The following is a 22,087-nucleotide window of genomic DNA, read 5'->3' as shown; positions in this document are numbered from 1 at the left end:
TTTTAATTGTAACTAAATTAGTTACAATTATATTAAAAAAATATTACTCACTTCTATTACTGATGGTTATTTTGTAACTATTATAGTTACATATTTAAAGTAAGTCAATTCTTTTCTCTGCATGTCCTAATAACAAAGAAAGAGACTTCAACATGAAGTCCCTTTCTTTGTTATTAGAGTTGTCTTACTCCACCGCCGTCGCCTCTATTATCTGCTGGTGCTCCGCCATCTCCTTTATTGAAGTTGGCTGGCGCTCCTCCACCGTCCCCGACACTTACATAATCTGGTCTTGCTGGTGCTCCTCCATCCCCTCGATTTAAAGCCTGGCTCTGATCACCTAAACTACTTAAACCAAATGCTAAAACAGTCGTTGTTATTAATCCTGTTACTATCACACCTAATTTTTTCATTATTTCAAAGCTCCTTTTTCTAAGTATTTTTTACTCGCTTTATTACTCATATAAAAATATTCACTAGCTTTAGAATCATTTGATTCCTCATAAAATCGTATTGCTAACTTTTCAGTATATTCTTCTATACAGTCCCATAATGATTCCTTTTCAAAATACGAGATTCCTTCTAGAACCACTCTTTCTAATTCTGCTGTATTGGATTTTTTATTCAATTCTTTTAAAATCATAAAACGATATTGAAACTCTTGATTTTTCAATTCATTACAAACTTTTAATCCTAATTCGATAAACTCATTCGCTAATTCTACTCTGTTTAGTTTGTAATTCTCTTCAGCTAAAGTAAATACCCCTTTATAGTGCTTAGGTGATTTTTCAACAACTTCAGAAATATGACGAATTGATAATTCTGAAAGATTTTGACTTCCATATAACCATCCTAAATTACTTTTCACCATTAGAATGTATCGTTCTACTTGTTGATGTTGGAAAATATTTAATGCAGAATCGAAACTTTCTTCTGCTAGCGAAAATTGTTTTAAGTCTACACTACATAGCCCGTATATATTTTTACAAAGCGCTACACTTAGTTCATACCCACTATGCCTCTCAAACTCTTCTCTTGCCTTATTCACATTATCAATTCCTAAAATTGGTTGATATGATTGGTAGTAATAATAGCCTAGTCGATAATAAAACTCCGCATGTTCTACTGGATTTGTAATATTCCCTAGTATTAATTCTGCTTTCTCAAATTCTTCACTTGCAGCTTTATAATTCGTCACTAATGTTTCTTTAATCGCTTTAAAGAAATGATAATAATATGTTAAAACATTATCATCAACAATATATAAAGAATCAATTCTATCAAAGCTACTATTTGTAACACTTAGACTATCTACTAATACTTGATAACGAAATTCTAATAAAGAATAGAAAAAGGATATATTCTTTTCCTCTTTGAAATCATTAATTTTCGATTCAATCTCTTCTTTCAAAGATTTTGATTGCACAAAATCTTGCTGCAACATTACACGATACCAATCATCTAAAGAATGTTTCAGTTGCTCCCTTGTTACTACATCTGCTCCCATACACTCGCATCCCCTTTTATCCAAACTTATAAAATTAGGATATTTATACAATTATCAAAATTGTATATTATCACCTCTTTTCTATGTATTGAAAAATAATTGTCAGAAAATTTATAATTTAAATGAATTATACCAAATATTTCTATTTTAAAAACTTGAGAAACATTTTTCAGAAAATTTTATAGCCCAAATAAAAAAACAAGCAGTTCCAGCTATCCGCTAAAACTACTTGCTCTCCTACCTATTATCTCTATTGTTACTCTTTAATAAATTCCTTCGTGCTTCTTACTGTATCGATTGGACGAACTAATTTTTCGATTTCTTCACGTTTTGGCTCTAGGAACGGAGGTAGAGATAATTTTTCGCCAAGTGTTTCGTATGGCTCATCTCCCATAAATCCTGGGCCGTCTGTCGCGAATTCAAATAAAATTTGTGGTGCAACTCTTGCGTATAATGACTCGAAGAAGTGACGATTTACATAGCCAGATGAAGGAAGCCCTACGCTACCGATTCTCTCAATCCATTCTTCTAATACAGCGCGATCTTCTACGCGGAATGCAGCATGGTGCACTGTACCAAAACCTTGTCTTGCTTCTGGAAGAACCGTATTATGTTCTACAATGACAGATGCACCGTTTCCGCCTTCGTTTACTTCAAATAAATAGAATTCTCCTTCTTGCGCAATCTCTTTAAATAATAGAACTTTTTCTAACACTTCTTTAAAGAAACTAAAGTTTGCGATACGAATAAATACAGGTCCTAAGCCAGTAATTGCATATTCTAATGGCACTGGACCGTTTTGCCACGGTGTACCTGATTCTATCCCGTTATCTAATTCATCTGAGATTAATTGATAGTGTTGATCATCAAAGTCAACGAACGAAAGAGTTTTCTTACCAAATTGCTCTTTAATTCCTGTATGCTCCACTTCCAGACGGTCAAAACGTTTCACCCAATACGCTAACGCTGCGTCAGTTGGAACACGGAATGAAGTTTTTGAAATTTCATTTGTACCGTGTACTCCTTTTGGAATACCTGGGAAGTCAAAGAATGTCATATCTGTCCCTGCACTACCTTTATCATCTGCAAAGAATAAATGGTACGTTTGAATATCATCTTGGTTTACTGTTTTTTTAACTAAACGCATTCCTAAAACGTGAGTGAAAAACTCATAGTTCTTTTCTGCACTACTTGTAATTGCTGTAACGTGGTGAATTCCTTTTAATTGGTTCATTTTATATTCCTCCAATGGTTTTTAAATTTATATTTTCTCTTCTATTATTTCTCTTCAATAGGTGCTAATTTCGCTTCAATTTCTGCTCGCTGCTCCTCTAAGAACGGTGGTAAATCAAGTTTTTCTCCTAAATGTTCTACATCTCCATCAACTGTAAATCCTGGTCCATCTGTCGCAATTTCAAATAGAATTCCGTTTGATTCACGGAAGTATAAGCTTTTAAAGTAGAAACGGTCGATAATGCCTGAAGAATGGAAACCTTTTTTTATTACCTGTTCTTCCCAATAAGCAAGCTCTGCACTATTTTTCACGCGAATTGCTAAATGGTGAATGCTGCCTCGGCCCGGCTTTTCAGTAGGACCATCTAAATATTTCACAACGATTTCTCCAAAAGCTTCCCCTTTAATAGACTGGAAAATCGCTTCTTCTTCGCTTCGGCTAACCTCTATATAACCAAATATGTCTGTTAATGTACTCGCCAGTTTATCAAGTCTACGCACTGTCATTTCCACAGAACCCATTCCTTGAATTTGATGTTCAGCCAGAACTTCGGATTTCTCCCACGTTTCCCAGTGCTCCACTTTTTCTCCGTTTGAAACGAGTAGCACGAGGCGAAGACCTTCCGCATCCTCAAATTGCAAAGCAGGACGATTGGCATATGTTGTTATTTCACTATGTTTTACATCAAATTTCTCAAATCGTTCTTTCCAGTAATGTAAGCTTTCCTCTGAAAGAACGATTAATCCAATTCGCGTAATTGCATTCGTACCACGGTACGTTTTTCCTACTAAAGGCATTTCAAAAAATGATAGCTCCGTACCTGGACTTCCTGTTTTATCTCCGTAAAATAAGTGATACATGGACGGATCATCTTGGTTTACTGTCATTTTCACACGACGTAACCCAAGCACATTTTTATAAAAATGGTTATTCTCACTTCCGTTTTTTGTAACCATTGAAATGTGATGATGCCCTTTAATTTCATACATTGATAATTCCTCCGTTTCATTTTACTAGTCAAGTGATACCTAAAAAATAATATGCTTCTTAGCTTTTTAATTTATTCTCATTATATTTTTGTAAATTCATCTTAGTTTTTACTGAATAAGTTACTTCGTTTTTTTAATCGAAAGCAACTGAGTATATGTTTTTCATATGACTCAATTACTTTCGTTACTATCACTTTACAACTCAAGTGATTAAAAAGCAAGTAATTTATCTCAAATTCGAGATATTTTTTATTGCATAACATTTTGGACTAAAAACACAAGCAGTTCTTGGTTTGGAGACATTATAAAAAACATTGAATCTACATTCAGAAAGCGAGTTATACCAATAATAATCAAATTAAAACATAAGGAGAAATGTAACATGATGAAAAAAACTTTAATATTAACTTCTGCACTAACACTATCTATAATTGCTGGTTGTAGCAATCAAGACGAAGGAACGAAAAATGGTTCTAATTCTGCAAATAAAGAAGCAACTACAGAAAATACAAATGAAAAAAAAGAGACGAATAATAAAGTTTATTTCAAAAATAATGAAGCAAAATTAAATGACTTGAAAATTAAAATTACAGAAACTAAAGTTATTCAAGTTGGTGAAAAAGGAAATGAATATGGTAAAAAACCTGTATTTGCAATTTGGTATGAAACAACTAATTTAAGTGATAAAGAAATTAACCCTACTACTGGATGGGTGGCAGTATTTAAAGCAATACAAGACAATAATCCTAATTCAGTCAATACTCTTGAAGTTGGTGGACTTCCAGATGACCAATTTCTCGATTCTCAATTAGAAACAATTAAAAAAGATGGTACAGTTAAAAATGCAGTAGCTTATGAATTAGATGATTCAGAAACACCTGTAACATTAATTGCTACACAAGGCGTTAGTGGCGATAAATTAGGTGAACAAACTTTTAATATTAAATAAAGTGAAACTTTAATCAGTGGGGGTTTTCTTCACCCCCACTGATTATCAGCCCTCACCAATCGGACTTTAATGGGCAGCCGGACCCCCACCTAAATTCTTTGCTTTCGCTGAATTTTGAGTTAGGGGTCTTACTGCCCATTAAAGCGGGATAAATTGAAATTTAATGACTTAACATTATGCTTATCTTAGGAGCGAGATATTTTATCGGTGAGTGTACACAAACCATGTAATGCTTGCTGTTAATAATGCTGACGAAATCAAAGCTGTAAGAACACTATATGTTTGCCACATAAGTATTGTTGACCAATCGAAAGCATCGCACAGTATACCCAGGGCAATCGTAGCGGTCAGGAAAATAACTGTTACGGTTATTCTCTTTTTTGTCATTGGCTGTCGCTCATTCGTTCTCCTTCTGCGTAATCCTAAGAGAAATAGCAAAACGGCCAATAGGCAAAGAATAATTGTGATAGACGACAAAATGATATCCAAAAGCTGTGTGCCGCTTATTTCATATGACTGAGTTAGATTGCCTTCTAATATATCTTTAACTTTTAGTACCATGTTTGTATTGGTATTTGTGCCGTTGCTCAGCAAGGAGATGGCTGTTCGTTCATTTAGCAGTATGACTACTTCGGTTCTGAAATTTGGATTGCCCCCAGTGTGTTCTATAATCGTTTGTTTGGCGTTTACGGACCAGCCTGCCGCATAATACATACCGTTGACAGCCGAAACAGACATATCACCCCTATGTGATTTTTCGATAACCGTGTGAAATATTTCGGGTATGTCCTGCACGATACCCATCTGTATGCCCATCCAACGCGCCATATCTTTTGTATTAGAAATGATGTAGCCTGCGGGTTTATTCCCAGCATAATCCGGAGCTTTAAATGGAGTTGTCATAAAAAAGGAAGAACGGTAGCCCTGTGCCAACTGTCCAGTGGCTTGAGCATCTTCTTTATAAACATACGTCTGGTGAAGACCTAACGGCTGAAATACCTGCTCCTTCATAAAGTCTTCATAGCTTTGTCGCGACACAATCTCAATAACCAAACCCAATACGTCATAATTAACGGTTCCATAGTTATACTGTTCACCAGGAGGGAACGCCAATTCAGCATCCACGAGCATTTCCACAGTCTTTTGCAACATATCCGTTGTATTGCCTTGTGGAATATTTTGAAGATGCCTAATATTTGTTAGACCACTGGTATGGTGAAGAAAGTTATTTAGTGTAAGATTTTGCATATCAACAGGTTTCCCTTGATACTTTAATGTAAACCAAGGTAAATATTTTTGGACAGGGTCAGTCATTGAGAGCAGCCCTTGCTCTTCCAATAGCATAATACCCATACCGGTAAAGGCTTTACTGACCGAGGCTAACTCATAGAGTGTATTTTCACTTGCAGACAACCCCTTTTCACGATCTGCATACCCTGAAGAAAAGTAGAACACTTCATCATCAGCAAGTATTGAGATTGACATTCCCGGCACACCTGATATACGACAGGCATCATCTAGCAACGCTTGTATTGCCGCAGATTGCGAATCTGACAACGCATAACTTTGTGTTGCGAATCCTGAGAATAATATAAATATCGTTAATACAAAAACAATAATCTTTTTCATAAACTCTCCTTTTGGGAAAATTATAAGAGAATAATATAAATAACCTCCTTTTACAACTACGAAACTAAATTTTAATTTATCTTTCTATTCACCTGTATAATACCAAATAATTGCGAATAGTTACATTTGTACGAACAGATGGATGTAATTTGAAACAACTTTAAAGAGCCTTACTACGTAGAATGTAGTAAGGCTCTTAGCTTTTAATAATCAAAATTCAATAACTTTATTATCATTATACAATAGCCTCACTAAGCTTCTTACACTTAATGAGGCCATTTGATTCACATTATTAATTATGGAACGACGGTTTATAGAACGAACGATTATCAAGTGCAAAGACACGCTCTGTGTATTCGCCTGGTTTTGTGCGTCCTAATGCACGGTCCATCATGTTCATTTTTGCATCTAAGTTATCGATGTAGTGCAGAATTTCTGCTTCTTTTACTAATGGTGGTTTTGGGCTACCCCATTCTGCTTTTCCGTGGTGAGAAAGGACGATGTGTTGAAGAATTAATACTTCTTCTGCATCGATGTTCAGCTCATCTGCTGCTTTACCAATTTCGTTCACCATAATAGAAATGTGGCCTAGTAAATTTCCTTCTAACGTGTATGTTGTGGAAATCGGACCAGATAATTCGATTACTTTACCAAGGTCATGTAAAATAACGCCTGCATATAGTAAGTCTTTATCTAATGATGGGTATAGATTTGAAATAGCTTTCGCTAAATCAAGCATCGATACAACGTGATAAGCTAATCCAGATACGAACTCGTGATGATTCTTTGTCGCTGCTGGATATTCTAAAAATTCGTTTTGATGCTTATTTAATAAATGTCTCGTTAGACGTTGAATGTTTGGGTTTCTCATTTCAAATATGTATTGCGTAATTTTTTCAACCATATCTTCTTTTTTCACTGGCGCTTTTTCTACGAAGTCTGAGATATCTGTTACTTCATTTTCATTCGCAACTCGGATTTGTTTCACACGTAATTGAATACGTCCTTTGTAGTTTAAAATATCACCAGCTACTTTAACGATTGTTTCTGCTACATATTGTTTCTCAACCTCTGGCGATACATCCCATAGCTTCGCTTCAATATCTCCACTTGGATCTTGTAAGATTACTGTTAAAAACGGCTTTCCATTGCTTGCTAAACCTTTTGTCGCTGTTTTAATTAACAAGAAAACATCGACTTGTTCACCAACTTCATATTCTGCAATTTTCTTTTTCATTCGAATTCCTCCACCATATCAGTTACTTTTAGTATAGCACACTACAACTCATTTTCTTTACGCTTACGCACTAATTTTATAATCTGTTTTTCTGTAAAATACGTGAGTAAATGCGCATGGCATGTAAAGAAGATGACTTGCCTATCTTGCGCAATTTCCTTTATGAGTTCAATCGTACGATTTGTCCTTACCGCATCAAAATGCACGAAACTATCATCAATAATGAACGGATAATCATGCTCAAATGTTTTCGCTAATGCAAATCTCAGCGATAAATATAACTGCTCTGCTGTCGCTTGGCTTAGTTCATGACTGTAAAAACGCATACCATCGTTACGCTCGACAATGAACGGCTCTGCCTCTGACGGTGAAAAGATTTTACTATATCGTCCACCTGTTAAATACACAAAGTACTCTTCTGATTTTTGTAAAATACGAGGAAGATGTACTTCGTGATAATATTGCTTCGTTTTCGTTAACACTGTCTTTGCGGCCGCATACGCAGCCCATTTCTTCACTTGTTCACGCACTTGCGCTTTTTTCATTTCCCATTCGTGTAGTAAATCACCGTACGTACTTCCTTCTTCTAAATTCGCAATTTCCATACGATGCTTCGCAATGCGCTCTGTCAGTTCTTCTTCCTTTGTAAGACAGTTTTGCGCGATTGTCATTTCTTGCTTTAATTTTTCATCATAACCGTCAGCCTCATAATGTTCAGCTAATGATAAACTCGTTAAACGCTGTTCTAGCAGATCAATTTGCGGTAATAAACGCCCTACTTGCTTCTCAGCATCTTCACGTTTTTCCGCAAGTTTACCTGCTTCTAAAAACATCTCTTCATCAGTAGAATGTGCGATATGCCATAAACTATCTCGTTCTACTAACAGTTGTTTCAATTGCTCTTGCATGAACCCATATTCTTCTTGCCATTCAGCTAGCTTCTCTTTTAGCTGCTTACAAGTTTGGCGCTTTTCTTTCTCATTTTGCATATGGCTTTGCGCCTCGTGCAGCTTACTATACTCCGCACTACCGATAACAGTTTCTAGTTTATGTTCAAATTGCGAAATCATTTCATATAATGAAGATTTCCGAGCGCCTTGTTTTTCTAAATCACGATATAATTGCTGCATCTTTTCCATACGCTCAAACGCTGGTAATATGTGCGCATACGTATAAAATTCAGGGAACGTATAGCGCATTTTATACACATTTACTTGTTCGCTAATGCGGAACGTTTCCCTCTCCCATTCCTCATACGATGAAACGACTTTATCATACGCTCGCTCCATTTGCTGCAACTTATACGACTCGCGCTCAAATAGCTTACGAATCTCTTCATCTTTTTCTAACTCATAGCGCACAGACATCACTTCTTCACTTTGTCTCCCGCCAGCACTTTGCTGAAGAGTAAGAAGTTCTTCTTGTAATCCACTTGATGGATCTTTATATAAAACAAGGGCAAGAACAATCGCTACAAAAATAATGACACTAATAAATAAAAGCAGGCGGTTATCTAAAAATAAGCTTGTAAATAAAACGACTGTGTTAATAAGAAGTAGCAGAAGACAAACTCTCTGCCACTGCTTTTTCTTTTGCATAGCCGCTCCTGCCTTTTCCTCGTACTTACGCTTCATTCTCTCTGCGCCCATCCCGATAAACGCCGCATCTTGGAACGACTTCTCTTTCTCAGTTAACGCACTTCGCTCTTCATCCGCTAACATTTGTTTCTTAATCTGTCTTATATTTTCTTCTTGTTCTTCTAATTGCTCTTGCGCTACTTTAAAACGATCATCAAGCTGTACTTTTTGCGTTTCTAATTCGCGTGCCTTTTGCACTGCTTGCGTAATTAACTCTTTCGTTGCCAAACTCATATCAAACGACAGGACCGTTTCTTTTTCAAAAGTAGCACCGATTTGTTGCTCTAACTCTATCAGTTCTTCTTTTATATTCGTAATCGTTCCTGTTATATCGCGCATTTCTTGTCGTGCATTTTCATAAGACATGTGCTGCATACGAAGTTCTTCTACATAACTTTCTTTTTGCAAAAACGCTTCATCTATTTGAATCGATTCCATTTCCGATTGCACATTCTCTATTTTCTTATGGAGTGAATCAACTTGTAATTGAAGCGGCTCCATCTTCGCCTTAATCGCTTCATAGCGTGCCATCCCGTTTACAGGAAACTGCCCGCTCTCGTTTTGTAACACTTTCTCATGCGCACGCTTTTCAATAACGAGAGGCTCAAGCGCTGCTAATATTTCATAATCTTGCTTTCGTTTTTCTGCATTCTCTTTTTCCGCACGAACAGAAGCCAGTTTCTCTTCACTTTCTTTCAACTGCTCCACTTGTTTTTCATACGTGCCAATTTTCCCTTGCCACTCTTTCATCTTCTCTTCAAGCTTCTTCATTTCTTGCAGTGACACGTTAATTTCTGGTTTACGACCACTCGGCTTAAAGCGCTGATCCATTTCTTTTTCTAGCTTTTTATCTAGCTGTAATAACGCATCACTTCCGACTGCGCTTGCCGAAAATAAATAATTTCCGATATCCGCTTCGCCGAGCTGATGAATATTTTGAAGACCGTGCATATCAAATGAAAAGACAGATTCAAATAAACTTTCATTCATCCCGCTTAATATATCGTGTAAAATTTCCTCGCCGCCCATTTTCCCGTCTTCAAAATAAACGGTCACCTCGCCAGCTGCCGTCTTTGGCAATCGTTCAATTTTCAAACGGCCGTACTTCTCTGTTTGCACAGTCATCGCACCGCCATACTTGCCGCCTTCTTTCGGCTCATAACGGCGTTGTCCTCTCGTTGGAAAACCGAATAAAATACTTTTCATAAATGAGCGAATTGTCGATTTCCCCGCTTCATTTTCACCGTATAACACAGTCAGCATTGACAGATCCATTTCCACATTTCCTAATTTTCCGTACCCATAAATATGGAGTTTTTCAATTCTCATTTCTTATCCCTCTCTTGCTGGAATAATTGCTCTAAAATAATGTTTTCCGCTTCCTTTTGAATCTCTTTCTTCTCTTCTTCTGTAAAAGATTCAATACTATTACGTGCTACAGGAGATGTCCAAATACTGCGCAATACGCCGTCCATATTAGTGAAAGCTTCTAACTCTTTTAGCACACTACCGACGAAATGATTTTCTTCTTTCAAACGCTCGATTTCCGCAAACGAAACCGTCTCATTTTTCCACTTCATCGCATATACGAAATCTTTTCGCTCTTCGCCAGCTGCTAAAATATGAAAAATCTCTTCCACACGTTTTTCATCACGTAAATAAGGAGAAAGTGGCCCCTGTCCTGTAAATATGACAGTTAATAATGTCCCTTCCTCTTCTCTTCGGCATTCACTCATCGCACTTGATATCACAGTCATAAGTTCATCGACAGTTTCAAGTCCATCAATATTCACTTCTATCTCATCCCACACAACATCTGCCGTATGGAAAAATGAACATTGCGATCCTTGTTTCGTAAGTTCAATCAGGTACGCACCCTTCTCGCCTGTTTCCTTACGATGACGTCCTTGTATATTCCCTGGATAAATAATACACGGCTCTTCTGATAAAATTTCACGTTTATGTATATGACCAAGAGCCCAATAATCAAACTGCTTTTCTTTCAGCTCACGAATTTGAAACGGTGCATAGCGATTATGCTCTGCATCTCCCTCCACACTTCCGTGAAGCATGCCAATATGAAAAGGCGCATCACTCATTTTCGTATACTGCGCTGTCATATTATCCGTTACCGCTTGCTGCAAATAACTAAACCCGTAAATAGAAGCGAATAGCTCACCATTTTTATAAAATGATTTCTCTTCTACATAAGGCTCCGTAAACACATGAACATTTTCCGGAAACTCAATTGCTGCCCAGCTTCCCCCTAAATGATCGTGGTTACCGTGAATAATAAAAACAGGGATATCGTACTGCGAAAGTCTCTTCATTTGCTCGCGCACAAATACTTGCGCTCTCAAACTTCTCGTCTCCGCATCATACAAATCCCCGGCTAGCAATACGAAATCAACGCGCTCTTGAATCGCTTTATCAATAATACGTTCGAACGATTCAAACGTACTCTGCTTCATTCTCTCCCAAACAGACTGCGCAACATTCATCTCCATGCCTTTAAACGGACTATCCAAATGCAAATCAGCCGCATGTATAAACTTCACTTGTTTCACAAATAACGATCCTTTCTTTTCCGTACTTTACTACGAATAGTAAATCTAGTGTCCATAAAACTTCCCCTTTACCCCGTATTAACGGGCAGTAGACAAAGAAGCTAATCTGAAAGTTAACTGCCCATAAATACCCGATTGGTGAAAGCTAATAATCGTCGAGGATGAAAAGACTCCCCCGACGATTAAAGTTTCACTTTATTTTACCACGCAATGTCATATATTTCTTTGCATATTCTAGTGATTTATGCCAAAATAGTTATAAGATTCTGATTTTTATCATTGGAGGGAATTTTCATGGGAGTATACGTTCTAACAGTCTTTGAAAAAGATGGTTCTAAAGCATTAGATGAATCATTCGAGGCGGCAACTGAAAAAGAAGCGAAAGCAAAAGGTGAATCTATTTTACAAGAAAAAGGATTGTATGAAAAAACACATCGCTGCACATCTTCTGCAGGTAAGCTCGTTTTATTCCAGCGCTAAAAAAAGAAGCGTCATCCGCTTCTTTTTCACTCTACTATATCTTCGTCACACCACGTAAACGTCACATCTAGAATACGATTACCGATACGTATGCGCTTATTCCATTTTCCTGTTTGGATCTGATGTTGCAATTCTGCTTTCATCTTTTCCGTCCAGTCGTGAATCGTTTCACTACCGTCGTACGGATATACGCTTGGAAACTCTTTCTGCAGTAGATGCAAGCTCTCTGCATCAAAATGAAAATGGAAGAAGTAGTTTGCTGTAAGCGATGGTTCTTGCAATCGTAAAAAATGATCATCAACTTGCTTTCTATTTCTATAGAAAGTAAAGATATTCACTTTACCACTCGTAATTTGGTCAATTTGAATTTCGTGCTTCTCTATAATCACGTCTTGCCCACCTCGTTATATACTATCCTTAGTATATATGTCTTTTGCAACAAAGTTAACCATTTTCGAGCGAAATTCATTTCCTTCATTATATTACCTGTACCTCCATATGCAATCAGAACAAATAAAAACAAAGTTGAAGGGGAGCGATTACATGTATTTCGGAAGCAAAGGTTGGTATGTAAAAGAACTTAAAAAATTAGGTATTCGTACTTACGAAGGTAAAAAACTAGAGTCGTATCGTACGCATGTGTTATCTAGTTTACTTGAGAGAATGAAGAAGGCTTCGGCTTAATAAAAAATAGAAGAAGCTACTTTTAAAGTAGCTTCTTGCTTTTGAAAACTTCAATTACGATTTTAATTATTTCTTGTTTTTTTCTTTTAACTTTTCAACTTCACTTTTTATATCCTCAGATACAACCACATCGATATTTCCTTTATACTTCTTGTATTCCTGAAATAACATATTTGCATTTTGGTTAAAAGTCATTAAGGTCCCACTAGGTGATTCAGTTTGTTCCTTTAAAGATGTAATGGTTCCATACATCTTTTTGTATTCATCATAAAGTTCTTTATACTTATCTGGATTTTCTTTTGCAGCTTCAGAAACAGTTTTTAATTGCCCTTCCATATCATTATATATTACAGATGCTTGGGAAATTATTGTATCATTTGATTTTTTCTTAGCATTTACAGCTATATTAAAATCTCGGCGATCATCAATAGCTTTAGACCAGGCCTGTGAATATTGTGGTAAAACAAGATCAGCAACAAATCCCATTAGTCCGATATTATTATAAAATTCCGCTGCTGCTTGAACATAACTAGCTTCACGCTTCTTTTTTTCTTCGGCTTCTTTAGCGTTTTTTTGTAATACGTTCATACTCACAAGAGCTATGATGATTACAATAACACCTAAAATCCCTCCGATTACCTTTTTGTTCATGCTGATTCCTCCATTTATGCGTAATTGTTAAATTGTATTTGGGAAGGCAAAATAAAAGCACTCATTTGAGTGCTTTTAACTATTCAGCTTTTAATTTAACTTCCTTATCCATCATGAAACTAAAATTAAAGCGATTAATCCCAAACTCAAAAATTTTACCTATTAAACATTTCTGTTAATGATAATATGTAAGATTTACAATTTCATCATATCAGATGCGCTATCTTCTCTTTGTCATATTTTGTCGAATAACAACAAAAAAAGAATCCGTCTCAAAAGGCGTTAAATAAACGATATTCCCTCATAAATCCGACTAGTAAAGGGTTAATTATCTTGAATACGAGTATACCAAACATTTCTCCTAATCGAAATTCATTCTTTCAAATTAAATAAGCAATTGAAATACAAATGCTATAATACATTTAACTACACTAAGGGGGAACATTTATCTTGCACGGAAAACACATTCAATTTCATGAGTTTGGTAACCCAAAAGATGTATTACAAGTTGAATATAAAAATATAGAACCACTAAAAGATACTGAAGTTTTCGTTCGTATGTTAGTTAGGCCAATTAATCCATCTGACTTAATTCCAATAACGGGAGCGTACGCACATAGAATTCCGTTACCTAATATACCTGGTTATGAAGGTGTTGGTATTGTAGAAGATGTTGGCGCGGGCGTTACGAGAGACCTTATCGGTAAACGTGTTTTACCGTTACGCGGAGAAGGTACTTGGCAAGAATATGTGAAGACATCGGCTGATTTTGTAGTCCCTATTCCTGATTCTATTGATGATTTTACAGCGGCACAAATGTATATTAATCCTCTTACGGCGTGGGTCACTTGTACAGAAACGCTAAACTTACAACGGAATGACGTTTTATTAGTGAATGCTTGTGGGTCCGCTATTGGACATCTATTTGCGCAGTTATCACAAATTTTAAACTTCCGATTCATTGCAGTTACAAGAAATAATAAGCATACAGCAGAATTACTGCGTCTTGGTGCTGAGTATGTAATTGATACTTCCACTGACAAGCTTTATGAAACCGTTATGGAATTAACAAATGGGATCGGTGCAGATGCTGCGATTGATTCTATCGGGGGACCAGATGGAAATGAATTAGCTTTTTCCTTACGTCCAAACGGGCACTTTTTAACGATCGGCCTTCTATCAGGAATACAAGTAAACTGGGCAGAAATTGTCACGAAAGCAAAAGTGCGCGCGAACATCTTTCATTTACGACATTGGAATAAAGAAGTATCACCATATAAATGGCAAGAAACGTTTCGTCACTTAATTCGCTTAGTAGAAAATGAGCAATTACGTTTTATGAAAGTCCATTCTACATATGACTTAACGGATGTGAAAACGGCGGTTGCTGTTGTGCAGTCTGCTGCGAAAATGAAAGGCAAAGTGTTTTTGACGAGTTATTAAATGCAAAGGAGGCGTATAACAAAGAACTACGTTTAAATAACAGTGTTTGTTAGAACTTCTTGTTTTAATTTAATTATCGTTCTCTGATGAGCACTATTTATCCCGCTTTAATGACACAAAAAAAGAAGGGCAATTACCCTTCTTTTTTTAACCCATATAAAAACTTATTACTCCAATTACTGTAAGAGTTACCCAGATTGTTACAATTGTTAACAATATTTTTTTGATCATAGTATCCTCTTACTACGAATTCATTTTTCTACTTCAACTTTAACATTGGTCGTGCTACTTTATATTCATTACTACTAGGTTCTTTTATAATTAAAGCTGGATACTTTTCTTTTCTTCCTTCATTTAATGTTTCGAATATTTCAGTTGTCTCCTTTAGTACATTTGATTCACCTTTTGTATTTGGTTTTTGATTTGTTTCAATTTCCTTCGTGATTTCTCCGATTTTTGGGCCTACATTTTTTTCTTCAATAGGTTCATCTGTAATTCTATAAGAAATATCATTCCAAAATAAAGAAGGTGGAGGAGGCTCTGGTCTACAACCTACTATGAACATTAAACAAATAGAGAACAAGAAAATAGTTTTTTTAAACATATACTATTCTCCTTAACTATTTTTTATTTGTAATTAACGTTTATAAATGTACTTGCTGTAGTATATGTGCTTAAAGTAGATGTACCTGTAAGTATTCCAGCACCATTATAATGACTTACTTTGTAATTATTTTTCACAATATTTCCATACAAAGCAGGTCTACTCCATCTGTTTGGATTAGATTGTACGGAGTATCCTGATCCTTTTGGGTTATAAGAAACTGAAACACTACCAAAACCCCCACCTACACTTACACTGAAAGATTTTCCAGAATTAGTGAAATTATAATAACTTATATTATAACTATACGATGGAAAATCCGGATGCCAAGATAAGAAAGTTTTCGTTTTTACAGTACTCTTGCTAGTTAGAGTATATTTTTTATATCCACCAGATGCACTATACTGTATAGGACCTTTAACATTACTTTGACCGCTTATATTTATTCCCTCTGGAAGAATAAATTCATCTTCTAATTCATTAGAGAAAATAATTGGCCCTTGTTCTTTAAATTGAATATTTTGTGTAATTTCATTTTTTCAATTTCTTGAGCATACGTATTCGAAAAAGGAACTATTGTCAATCCTAGTAGTGTACTTGTAGCAATGATTGTTTTTAAACTTTTTTTCATATTAGAAGTCACATCCTTAAATAAATTGTAAACGTTTGCTATAATAGCATCTTAATACATTTTACCTGGTAAAATAAAGAAAAAAATGAAAATATTTCTTTATTTATTTTTTGACTAATAATATACGAGAAAGATCTTATCTCCACTTAAATAAAAAAATGTTAATATATGGTATAATTTATTAAAAAGCGAAAGGAGCTTCTAATATGTGGTTCATTTCGGCAATCGCGCCTGTTGTAATAGTTGGTGGAATTGTAGTATTTGTAATTAAAAGATTGGAACATAAATATAAGAACGGAAAATTAGGTAAGAAAAAATCCCAAAAAGCTCAAAATTTATTAGATAGTCTCATACCTATAGGAATGCTTGTCGGCTGTATGATCGGTTTGATTTTCGGCATGTTTTTCCCCGATTTCTCAATGCTTTTAGTTAGTTTAGGAGCTGGAATAGGCTATTTATTTGGTTATTTCGCCTATGAATTTTATAGCAAAACAGGAAATAACTTTTCATAACCCAAAAGGAATAGGTGAGGACAGTGCATAACGTTCATATAAAATATGTACTGCCCTTTATTTTTGCATCAACGTTATCACCTTACCTTTCACATCCTATACACCTTTTTTTATTGCTTGTCCCCTCCTTACCTTGAATAACAATTTTAGTATTTATCATAAAGTTAACATCTTCGTTAAACATATATAAAGATTGCAATATTCCTTACTTTTCTCTTTGAAAACAATATATACTACATTTGAGATAAGCAAGTGTGTCAGCTTATTTTCAATTCCCATACAATACCCCTCACGAAATGCTAGGAGCAATCCTAGCATTTTTTACAATAACGTTTTGCCCACTTATAAAACTCCATCAACTCTTCTTCACTTTAACTTTAGTCATGAAACAAAAAAATCCCCTCAAAGCATAAACTTCGAGGGGTGAGCCTGTTTTTTATTTACTTATATACGTACAGCTGTACCACTTACAGCAACCATTAACATTCCATCACGAACAACTTCGTAGTCTACGTCAATACCAACGATAGCGTTCGCACCTTTTTGTCTTGCAAGTTCTTTCATTTCATCCATTGCGATATCACGAGCTTCTTTTAGCTTACTTTCGTAAGAACCAGCACGACCACCGACAACATCACGAACGGAAGCGAATAAATCGCGGACAATATTTGCACCCATAATAGCTTCACCATTTACAATATCGATATACTCAATAATTTCTTTACCTTGAATTCCAGACGTTGTTGTTACAATCATGACTGACACTCTCCTAATAAGTTGTAGTTTTTTAATGCGCTTTCTTATGTCTTTATTATGACATAGAAAAAGTAACGAATCTATTGCATTACCTTACAGGAGTGTGACAATTTTGTAAGAATGACACGACTATTATGTTTAATAAAGCGCTTTAACATGAGGATACATAAACGATTCTCTATTCTCTTTCCAGTCTTTTTCTACTTCTTTAAAATTTGGTCGCCCTAAGTCTTCCTTGTTTTCCTGTTTACTAAACCATTTCTTCACGTACTTCTCTCCATTTTTATGTTGAACCGTACAAAGGAAATCATTACCTCTATCCTTTAATATTTTTACAATCACGAAAAGACACCTCTTCCCTTTTAAACTTGATCTTTTCCTATAAGCCCTTCCTCTCTTATAGTCATACGACTCCTCGGTCGCGCCAAAGTTGTAAGATCAAAAAACGATATTCAATATGTTTAATATGTGACGTACATATTATTTAAAGAAATCAGAGTTATACGCATTATGCTTATCAAATATTTTATAAATTTCTAACTTATCATCTAATTTTGCATCTACTAAAATTAATATATTTCCATCGTAAATGTATTCTTCATATTTCTTAGCGTGTTCTTCAGGAATTCCTAATCCGATAAATGCTCCTATTAAACTTCCTGCCCCCCCGCCAATACCGGCTCCTCCAATAGCTGCTGCGATAGGTCCCGCTGCTACAATTGGACCCAGTCCAGATACGGCAAGTACACCAAGACCTGTTAATAAACCGCCGAGTCCACCTGCTACTCCTCCTGCTACAAGCCCTGTTGCTGAAAAGATATCTGCTTTATGTGCAGTTTCATGATTCACTTTTTCACCCGATTTTTCTTCCAGATGTTCAATTTCCTTTTGATCCTTTGCAATAGCTGAAATGTTATCAGCCGAATATCCGTTATCTTTTAATTCATTAATAACGAGTGCTGCATCATCAATTGTTCTAAAAACACCTACTATTTTTCTATCTACATTCATAACTATTAACCTCCTAAAGTTTTATATAATGTATCTTTATCTTTCTTCATTTCTGTATACACTAATCTTCTTATTAACATAACCATTTACGAAAAAAGCGAATAGTAAAAGCATTACAAGCGAACTACTTAACAAGTAAATTAAAGTAAATTAAATCAAATGTAATATCAATCATCATTTCATTCATGTATACCAGACTCCTTTTTATTTAAAGTAAAAGTATATTTTTATAGGCTAGAAATCTTATAATTCATCTTCAGTCAATCTCTTTGTAGTATATGTATACCCTTCGTAACCCTTTCTAAACGTAAAAATACTATAATTATATTTTTTCTTATTTATATGTTTAACATTTTTTAAAACGGGTATGTTTATATTGTTATGCTTACTATATGGAAAGGAATATTTCGATGAATGCAATCCAATCTACTACTATTCTTTATAATGAAACACCTACAATAACGCAGATTCATCATTTTTATGCTTTAATGACAACATTTCAAACGAATGTATTTATAAGTAAACACGGAACACTTACTTCTATTAAAAACTTAAGCACATTAGTATCCTTTTTCCTGACTGTCAAAAAGAGAGATCTTGTATTATTTATCTTTGAAGGAATAGATGCAAAAAAGGCTTTAAGAACACTCTTTCCTTCTTAAAAGTTTTATGATCCCCCTATTCCTCGGTTGTTACTTTTCATATATAGTTTTATATTTCAAAATGATTTCCTCTATTCAAAACGAGACCCCCTAAATCAATAGGGGGATTTCTAGTTTGACCTTATGAAAACTGATATAATATATATTACGTTTTCATTCTTTACAATCGAAAACTTTTACTAACCTTGAAGGTAGGTATTTTTAATGAACTCGAAAGCAAAATTTAGTATTCGCTACAAAATTATGGCTGGTTATTTAGTTATCATTTTGTTCTTACTTATTTCTTTCATTATGCTAAACAATGAGATTTCCAATTTACAAAAATCTCGTAATTTTATTATTGATCACGATTTTAAAGTTCTTAATTTAACGAATCAAGTGGAGAAAGAATTGCTAACAATTGAAAATAAAGCGCAAGGATTTATCACTTCTAATGACGCAAATTACGTGCAATCCCTTAACACTGCGGAAAAAGATTACGAGAAACATTATCAAGACCTTTTGGCTCTATTAGAGGATAATCCCTCTCAGCAAGAAAAATTAAAACAAATTAATGAAAATATTACTAGTTGGATCAATAAAGAGATTCACCCGTTAATTACAAATCACAATAGTAATAACGTACAAGCAATCGACACGACTCAAATTCAGTCGCTACAATCGCAGCTAACGAACTTCCGTGGTGTAGAGGAGCAACTAACGAAAAAAAGAGCTGCACAATTAGATAATGAAAATAATAAATTAGAGATTTGGTTATACAGTTTATTGTTCTTACTTTCTTGTATTTCTATTATCATTTCACTCTATATTTCGAATTCCATTACAAAAACGATTAAAAATGTAATTCAAGTTATTAAATCTATTTCTTCAAAAGAAAAAATTACGGAAAGAATTCATGTAAACACCCATGATGAAATAAAAGATCTTGCGCATACAACGAACCATCTACTAGACGAAATATCGAAAAGAGAGTGGCTACAAACCGAGCTTGCAGAGTTGATTTTAATGTATCAAGGTGTATCTTCTATTGAGATGTTAGGTAGCAAAATTTTGAGTGGCATTATACAAAAAACGCAAACTTCTTGCGGTGCATTTTATGTACGTGAAGAAATTGAAGAAACTGTCTACTATGTAAAGAAAGCTTCTTTCGCAGATCAAAGTTCTGATGTTGGAAAACAATCCATTAAAATGGGTGAAGGTTTCATTGGACAGTCTGCTTTAGAAAAGAAAAGCTTTATTCTCAGGGACATACCTGGAGAGTTTCGTTACGTTACTACTGGATTATTAGAAATACGCCCTCAAAACCTATTAGTCATCCCTATCTTATTTGAAGATGAAGTGATTGCAGTAATGGAGTTAGTAAGTGTAACTGAGATTTCAGATTTACATCAAGATTTAATTCAACAAACCGTTGATAATCTAGGTTTAACAATCCATAGTATTATGGGGCGTATGCGAATTCAAACTCTTTTACATGAATCACAAGCAATGACAGAAGAGCTGCAAGTTCAATCAGAAGAATTGCAAACGCAAGCTGAGGAACTACAAATGCAAGCCGAAGAATTAAGAACAACGAATGAACAATTAGAGTCTAGAACGGAAGATGCGGAGCAGAAGACAACTGACTTACAAATCGCTAAATCAGAATTAGAAGAAAAAGCAAGTGAGTTATTACGTAGCTCAAAATACAAATCAGAATTTCTAGCAAATATGTCACATGAATTACGCACACCGTTAAATAGTATTTTACTATTATCTGAAATGTTAAAAGAAAATCATGATAATCATTTATCCGATGATGAAATTGAATTAGCAACCGTTATTCATTCATCAGGGAAAGATTTACTTACTTTAATTAATGACATACTAGATTTATCGAAAGTAGAAGCCGGAAAACTAGATGTGATTTTCGAAGCAACGAACATAAGTGACATGGCAGCAAATATGCAGCAAAACTTTTTACATACAGCTGCACAAAGAAATGTTGAATTTACGATTGAAGACAGTGATACGATTCCTGATCTGTTTTATACAGATGCAAAGCGGATTGAACAAATTATTAAAAACTTATTATCCAATGCATTTAAATTCACGGAAAAAGGATCCGTCTCTTTACATTTCGATTCAATAGAAGCAACTAATTTGAGTCATGATATGCAGTTTATAAGTAATGATTGGATGACAATTTCGGTAAAAGATACTGGTATTGGTATCGCTAAAGAACAGCATCAGCTTATTTTCGAAGCCTTCCAACAGGCAGACGGCGCAACGATTCGGAAATATGGTGGTACAGGCTTAGGATTATCTATTTGTAAAGAGTTTGCTAGATTGTTAGGTGGTTGGATTACGTTAGAGAGCAATGTAGGAGAAGGCAGTACTTTCACCGTATATATCCCTAACCTTCCAAATGGATTAACTGATATGCAAGTATCCAACTTAGAAGTCGCAGCAACGGTAGATGAAGTTATCCCTGCTGAAGTTGTTGAGGAAACTATCGTTATCCCAGAAACAAATAACGTCTTCCAAGAGAAAACCATTTTAATTGTCGATGATGATCATCGAAATATATTTGCATTACAAAATGCATTAAAAAAACAACATGCCAACATCATTACTGCACAAAACGGCATAGAGTGTTTAGAAATACTAAAAAACAATACAAATATCGACCTTATTTTAATGGATATTATGATGCCAAATATGGACGGTTATGAAACGATGGAACATATCCGAATGAACTTAGGGTTACATGAAATACCTATTATCGCATTAACTGCCAAAGCAATGCCAAATGATAAAGAAAAATGTTTATCTGCTGGCGCTTCAGATTATATAAGTAAACCATTAAATTTACATCAACTCTATTCGGTAATGAGTGTATGGTTAATAAAATAAGTGAGGTTTAGT

General features: G+C 35.0%; 21 protein-coding genes. 7 read left to right on the top strand and 14 right to left on the bottom strand.

Annotated elements, in window-relative coordinates:
• Positions 1-173 precede the first annotated feature (173 nt).
• The 4 genes from ACTFOB_RS08220 to ACTFOB_RS08205 all read right to left on the bottom strand — a co-directional run bounded on the left by ACTFOB_RS08220 (position 174) and on the right by ACTFOB_RS08205 (position 3,727).
• Positions 174-410 (bottom strand): Phr family secreted Rap phosphatase inhibitor, encoded by a 237-nt coding sequence (locus ACTFOB_RS08220; RefSeq protein ID WP_440026603.1) that lies wholly within the window; start codon positions 408-410, stop codon positions 174-176.
• On the bottom strand, positions 410-1,504 hold the full coding sequence (locus ACTFOB_RS08215) for a hypothetical protein (RefSeq protein WP_440026601.1): 1,095 nt from the start codon (positions 1,502-1,504) through the stop codon (positions 410-412). Before ACTFOB_RS08215 ends, ACTFOB_RS08220 begins: the two co-directional genes overlap by 1 nt.
• A 256-nt stretch (positions 1,505-1,760) precedes the next feature.
• Complete coding sequence (locus tag ACTFOB_RS08210) at positions 1,761-2,738, bottom strand: ring-cleaving dioxygenase (RefSeq protein WP_440026600.1); 978 nt, start codon at positions 2,736-2,738, stop codon at positions 1,761-1,763.
• Positions 2,739-2,782: 44 nt separating this feature from the next.
• Positions 2,783-3,727, bottom strand: coding sequence for a ring-cleaving dioxygenase (locus ACTFOB_RS08205; protein WP_440026599.1), 945 nt, complete (start codon positions 3,725-3,727; stop codon positions 2,783-2,785).
• Between the two features lie 382 nt (positions 3,728-4,109).
• Between ACTFOB_RS08205 and ACTFOB_RS08200 the strand changes: the two genes are divergently transcribed.
• Complete coding sequence (locus ACTFOB_RS08200; RefSeq protein WP_440026597.1) at positions 4,110-4,676, top strand: DUF5067 domain-containing protein; 567 nt, start codon at positions 4,110-4,112, stop codon at positions 4,674-4,676.
• A 201-nt stretch (positions 4,677-4,877) separates the two neighbouring features.
• Here ACTFOB_RS08200 and ACTFOB_RS08195 read toward each other — a convergent pair whose 3' ends face one another.
• The 4 genes from ACTFOB_RS08195 to ACTFOB_RS08180 form a co-directional block, all read right to left on the bottom strand.
• The gene (locus ACTFOB_RS08195; protein WP_440026595.1) at positions 4,878-6,305 is read right to left on the bottom strand and encodes a serine hydrolase domain-containing protein; all 1,428 of its coding nucleotides are present in this window, start codon (positions 6,303-6,305) and stop codon (positions 4,878-4,880) included.
• Positions 6,306-6,597: 292 nt separating this feature from the next.
• Positions 6,598-7,542 carry a 3'-5' exoribonuclease YhaM gene (gene yhaM, locus ACTFOB_RS08190; RefSeq protein WP_440026593.1) on the bottom strand — a complete coding sequence of 315 codons (945 nt, stop codon included), beginning with the start codon at positions 7,540-7,542 and terminating at the stop codon, positions 6,598-6,600.
• Positions 7,543-7,583: 41 nt separating this feature from the next.
• Positions 7,584-10,508, bottom strand: coding sequence for an AAA family ATPase (locus tag ACTFOB_RS08185; protein ID WP_440026591.1), 2,925 nt, complete (start codon positions 10,506-10,508; stop codon positions 7,584-7,586).
• Positions 10,505-11,746 (bottom strand): metallophosphoesterase family protein, encoded by a 1,242-nt coding sequence (locus tag ACTFOB_RS08180; protein ID WP_440026589.1) that lies wholly within the window; start codon positions 11,744-11,746, stop codon positions 10,505-10,507. Before ACTFOB_RS08180 ends, ACTFOB_RS08185 begins: the two co-directional genes overlap by 4 nt.
• A gap of 294 nt (positions 11,747-12,040) precedes the next feature.
• Between ACTFOB_RS08180 and ACTFOB_RS08175 the strand changes: the two genes are divergently transcribed.
• Positions 12,041-12,226 (top strand): YhzD family protein, encoded by a 186-nt coding sequence (locus ACTFOB_RS08175; RefSeq protein ID WP_000539551.1) that lies wholly within the window; start codon positions 12,041-12,043, stop codon positions 12,224-12,226.
• A gap of 26 nt (positions 12,227-12,252) precedes the next feature.
• On the opposite strand, the gene ACTFOB_RS08170 is transcribed toward ACTFOB_RS08175, so the two are convergent.
• Positions 12,253-12,615, bottom strand: coding sequence for a hypothetical protein (locus ACTFOB_RS08170; protein WP_440026587.1), 363 nt, complete (start codon positions 12,613-12,615; stop codon positions 12,253-12,255).
• A gap of 154 nt (positions 12,616-12,769) precedes the next feature.
• Here ACTFOB_RS08170 and ACTFOB_RS08165 point away from each other — a divergent pair, with 154 nt between their 5' ends.
• A complete protein-coding gene (locus ACTFOB_RS08165; RefSeq protein ID WP_000273536.1) occupies positions 12,770-12,910 on the top strand; it encodes a YflJ family protein in 141 nt (46 codons plus the stop codon).
• A gap of 66 nt (positions 12,911-12,976) precedes the next feature.
• Here ACTFOB_RS08165 and ACTFOB_RS08160 read toward each other — a convergent pair whose 3' ends face one another.
• The gene (locus ACTFOB_RS08160) at positions 12,977-13,561 is read right to left on the bottom strand and encodes a hypothetical protein (protein WP_440026585.1); all 585 of its coding nucleotides are present in this window, start codon (positions 13,559-13,561) and stop codon (positions 12,977-12,979) included.
• Between the two features lie 450 nt (positions 13,562-14,011).
• Here ACTFOB_RS08160 and ACTFOB_RS08155 point away from each other — a divergent pair, with 450 nt between their 5' ends.
• Complete coding sequence (locus ACTFOB_RS08155; RefSeq protein ID WP_440026584.1) at positions 14,012-15,004, top strand: zinc-dependent alcohol dehydrogenase family protein; 993 nt, start codon at positions 14,012-14,014, stop codon at positions 15,002-15,004.
• A 259-nt stretch (positions 15,005-15,263) separates the two neighbouring features.
• On the opposite strand, the gene ACTFOB_RS08150 is transcribed toward ACTFOB_RS08155, so the two are convergent.
• Positions 15,264-15,608 carry a hypothetical protein gene (locus ACTFOB_RS08150; RefSeq protein ID WP_440026582.1) on the bottom strand — a complete coding sequence of 115 codons (345 nt, stop codon included), beginning with the start codon at positions 15,606-15,608 and terminating at the stop codon, positions 15,264-15,266.
• 837 nt (positions 15,609-16,445) lie between these two features.
• On the opposite strand from ACTFOB_RS08150, the gene ACTFOB_RS08145 reads away from it, so the two are divergent.
• A complete protein-coding gene (locus ACTFOB_RS08145) occupies positions 16,446-16,751 on the top strand; it encodes a hypothetical protein (protein WP_440026581.1) in 306 nt (101 codons plus the stop codon).
• 444 nt (positions 16,752-17,195) lie between these two features.
• On the opposite strand, the gene ACTFOB_RS08140 is transcribed toward ACTFOB_RS08145, so the two are convergent.
• The 3 genes from ACTFOB_RS08140 to ACTFOB_RS08130 form a co-directional block, all read right to left on the bottom strand.
• Positions 17,196-17,507, bottom strand: a complete 312-nt coding sequence (locus ACTFOB_RS08140; protein ID WP_071747895.1) for a YbjQ family protein — start codon at positions 17,505-17,507, stop codon at positions 17,196-17,198.
• Positions 17,508-17,645: 138 nt separating this feature from the next.
• The gene (locus ACTFOB_RS08135) at positions 17,646-17,849 is read right to left on the bottom strand and encodes a DUF4028 family protein (protein WP_440026579.1); all 204 of its coding nucleotides are present in this window, start codon (positions 17,847-17,849) and stop codon (positions 17,646-17,648) included.
• Positions 17,850-17,987: 138 nt separating this feature from the next.
• Positions 17,988-18,518 carry a general stress protein gene (locus ACTFOB_RS08130; protein WP_440026578.1) on the bottom strand — a complete coding sequence of 177 codons (531 nt, stop codon included), beginning with the start codon at positions 18,516-18,518 and terminating at the stop codon, positions 17,988-17,990.
• Between the two features lie 410 nt (positions 18,519-18,928).
• On the opposite strand from ACTFOB_RS08130, the gene ACTFOB_RS08125 reads away from it, so the two are divergent.
• Entirely contained in the window at positions 18,929-19,180 is a 252-nt protein-coding gene (locus ACTFOB_RS08125; RefSeq protein WP_212959019.1) for a hypothetical protein, read from the top strand.
• 204 nt (positions 19,181-19,384) lie between these two features.
• Positions 19,385-22,075, top strand: a complete 2,691-nt coding sequence (locus ACTFOB_RS08120) for a response regulator (protein WP_440026576.1) — start codon at positions 19,385-19,387, stop codon at positions 22,073-22,075.
• Positions 22,076-22,087: the final 12 nt, after the last annotated feature.

It is taken from the genome of Bacillus cereus group sp. MYBK79-1, assembly GCF_051915365.1.
Taxonomy (GTDB): domain Bacteria; phylum Bacillota; class Bacilli; order Bacillales; family Bacillaceae_G; genus Bacillus_A.
This window is presented reverse-complemented; position numbering and strand designations above follow the sequence as displayed.

Excerpts from the sequence above, each read along its gene's own strand:
- ACTFOB_RS08220 (WP_440026603.1), bottom strand. The coding sequence starts at position 410 with ATGAAAAAATTAGGTGTGATAGTAACAGGATTAATAACAACGACTGTT.
- ACTFOB_RS08215 (WP_440026601.1), bottom strand. The coding sequence starts at position 1,504 with ATGGGAGCAGATGTAGTAACAAGGGAGCAACTGAAACATTCTTTAGAT.
- ACTFOB_RS08210 (WP_440026600.1), bottom strand. The coding sequence starts at position 2,738 with ATGAACCAATTAAAAGGAATTCACCACGTTACAGCAATTACAAGTAGT.
- ACTFOB_RS08205 (WP_440026599.1), bottom strand. The coding sequence starts at position 3,727 with ATGTATGAAATTAAAGGGCATCATCACATTTCAATGGTTACAAAAAAC.
- ACTFOB_RS08200 (WP_440026597.1), top strand. The coding sequence starts at position 4,110 with ATGATGAAAAAAACTTTAATATTAACTTCTGCACTAACACTATCTATA.
- ACTFOB_RS08195 (WP_440026595.1), bottom strand. The coding sequence starts at position 6,305 with ATGAAAAAGATTATTGTTTTTGTATTAACGATATTTATATTATTCTCA.
- yhaM (WP_440026593.1), bottom strand. The coding sequence starts at position 7,542 with ATGAAAAAGAAAATTGCAGAATATGAAGTTGGTGAACAAGTCGATGTT.
- ACTFOB_RS08185 (WP_440026591.1), bottom strand. The coding sequence starts at position 10,508 with ATGAGAATTGAAAAACTCCATATTTATGGGTACGGAAAATTAGGAAAT.
- ACTFOB_RS08175 (WP_000539551.1), top strand. The coding sequence starts at position 12,041 with ATGGGAGTATACGTTCTAACAGTCTTTGAAAAAGATGGTTCTAAAGCA.
- ACTFOB_RS08165 (WP_000273536.1), top strand. The coding sequence starts at position 12,770 with ATGTATTTCGGAAGCAAAGGTTGGTATGTAAAAGAACTTAAAAAATTA.
- ACTFOB_RS08160 (WP_440026585.1), bottom strand. The coding sequence starts at position 13,561 with ATGAACAAAAAGGTAATCGGAGGGATTTTAGGTGTTATTGTAATCATC.
- ACTFOB_RS08150 (WP_440026582.1), bottom strand. The coding sequence starts at position 15,608 with ATGTTTAAAAAAACTATTTTCTTGTTCTCTATTTGTTTAATGTTCATA.
- ACTFOB_RS08145 (WP_440026581.1), top strand. The coding sequence starts at position 16,446 with ATGTGGTTCATTTCGGCAATCGCGCCTGTTGTAATAGTTGGTGGAATT.
- ACTFOB_RS08140 (WP_071747895.1), bottom strand. The coding sequence starts at position 17,507 with ATGATTGTAACAACAACGTCTGGAATTCAAGGTAAAGAAATTATTGAG.
- ACTFOB_RS08130 (WP_440026578.1), bottom strand. The coding sequence starts at position 18,518 with ATGAATGTAGATAGAAAAATAGTAGGTGTTTTTAGAACAATTGATGAT.
- ACTFOB_RS08125 (WP_212959019.1), top strand. The coding sequence starts at position 18,929 with ATGAATGCAATCCAATCTACTACTATTCTTTATAATGAAACACCTACA.
- ACTFOB_RS08120 (WP_440026576.1), top strand. The coding sequence starts at position 19,385 with ATGAACTCGAAAGCAAAATTTAGTATTCGCTACAAAATTATGGCTGGT.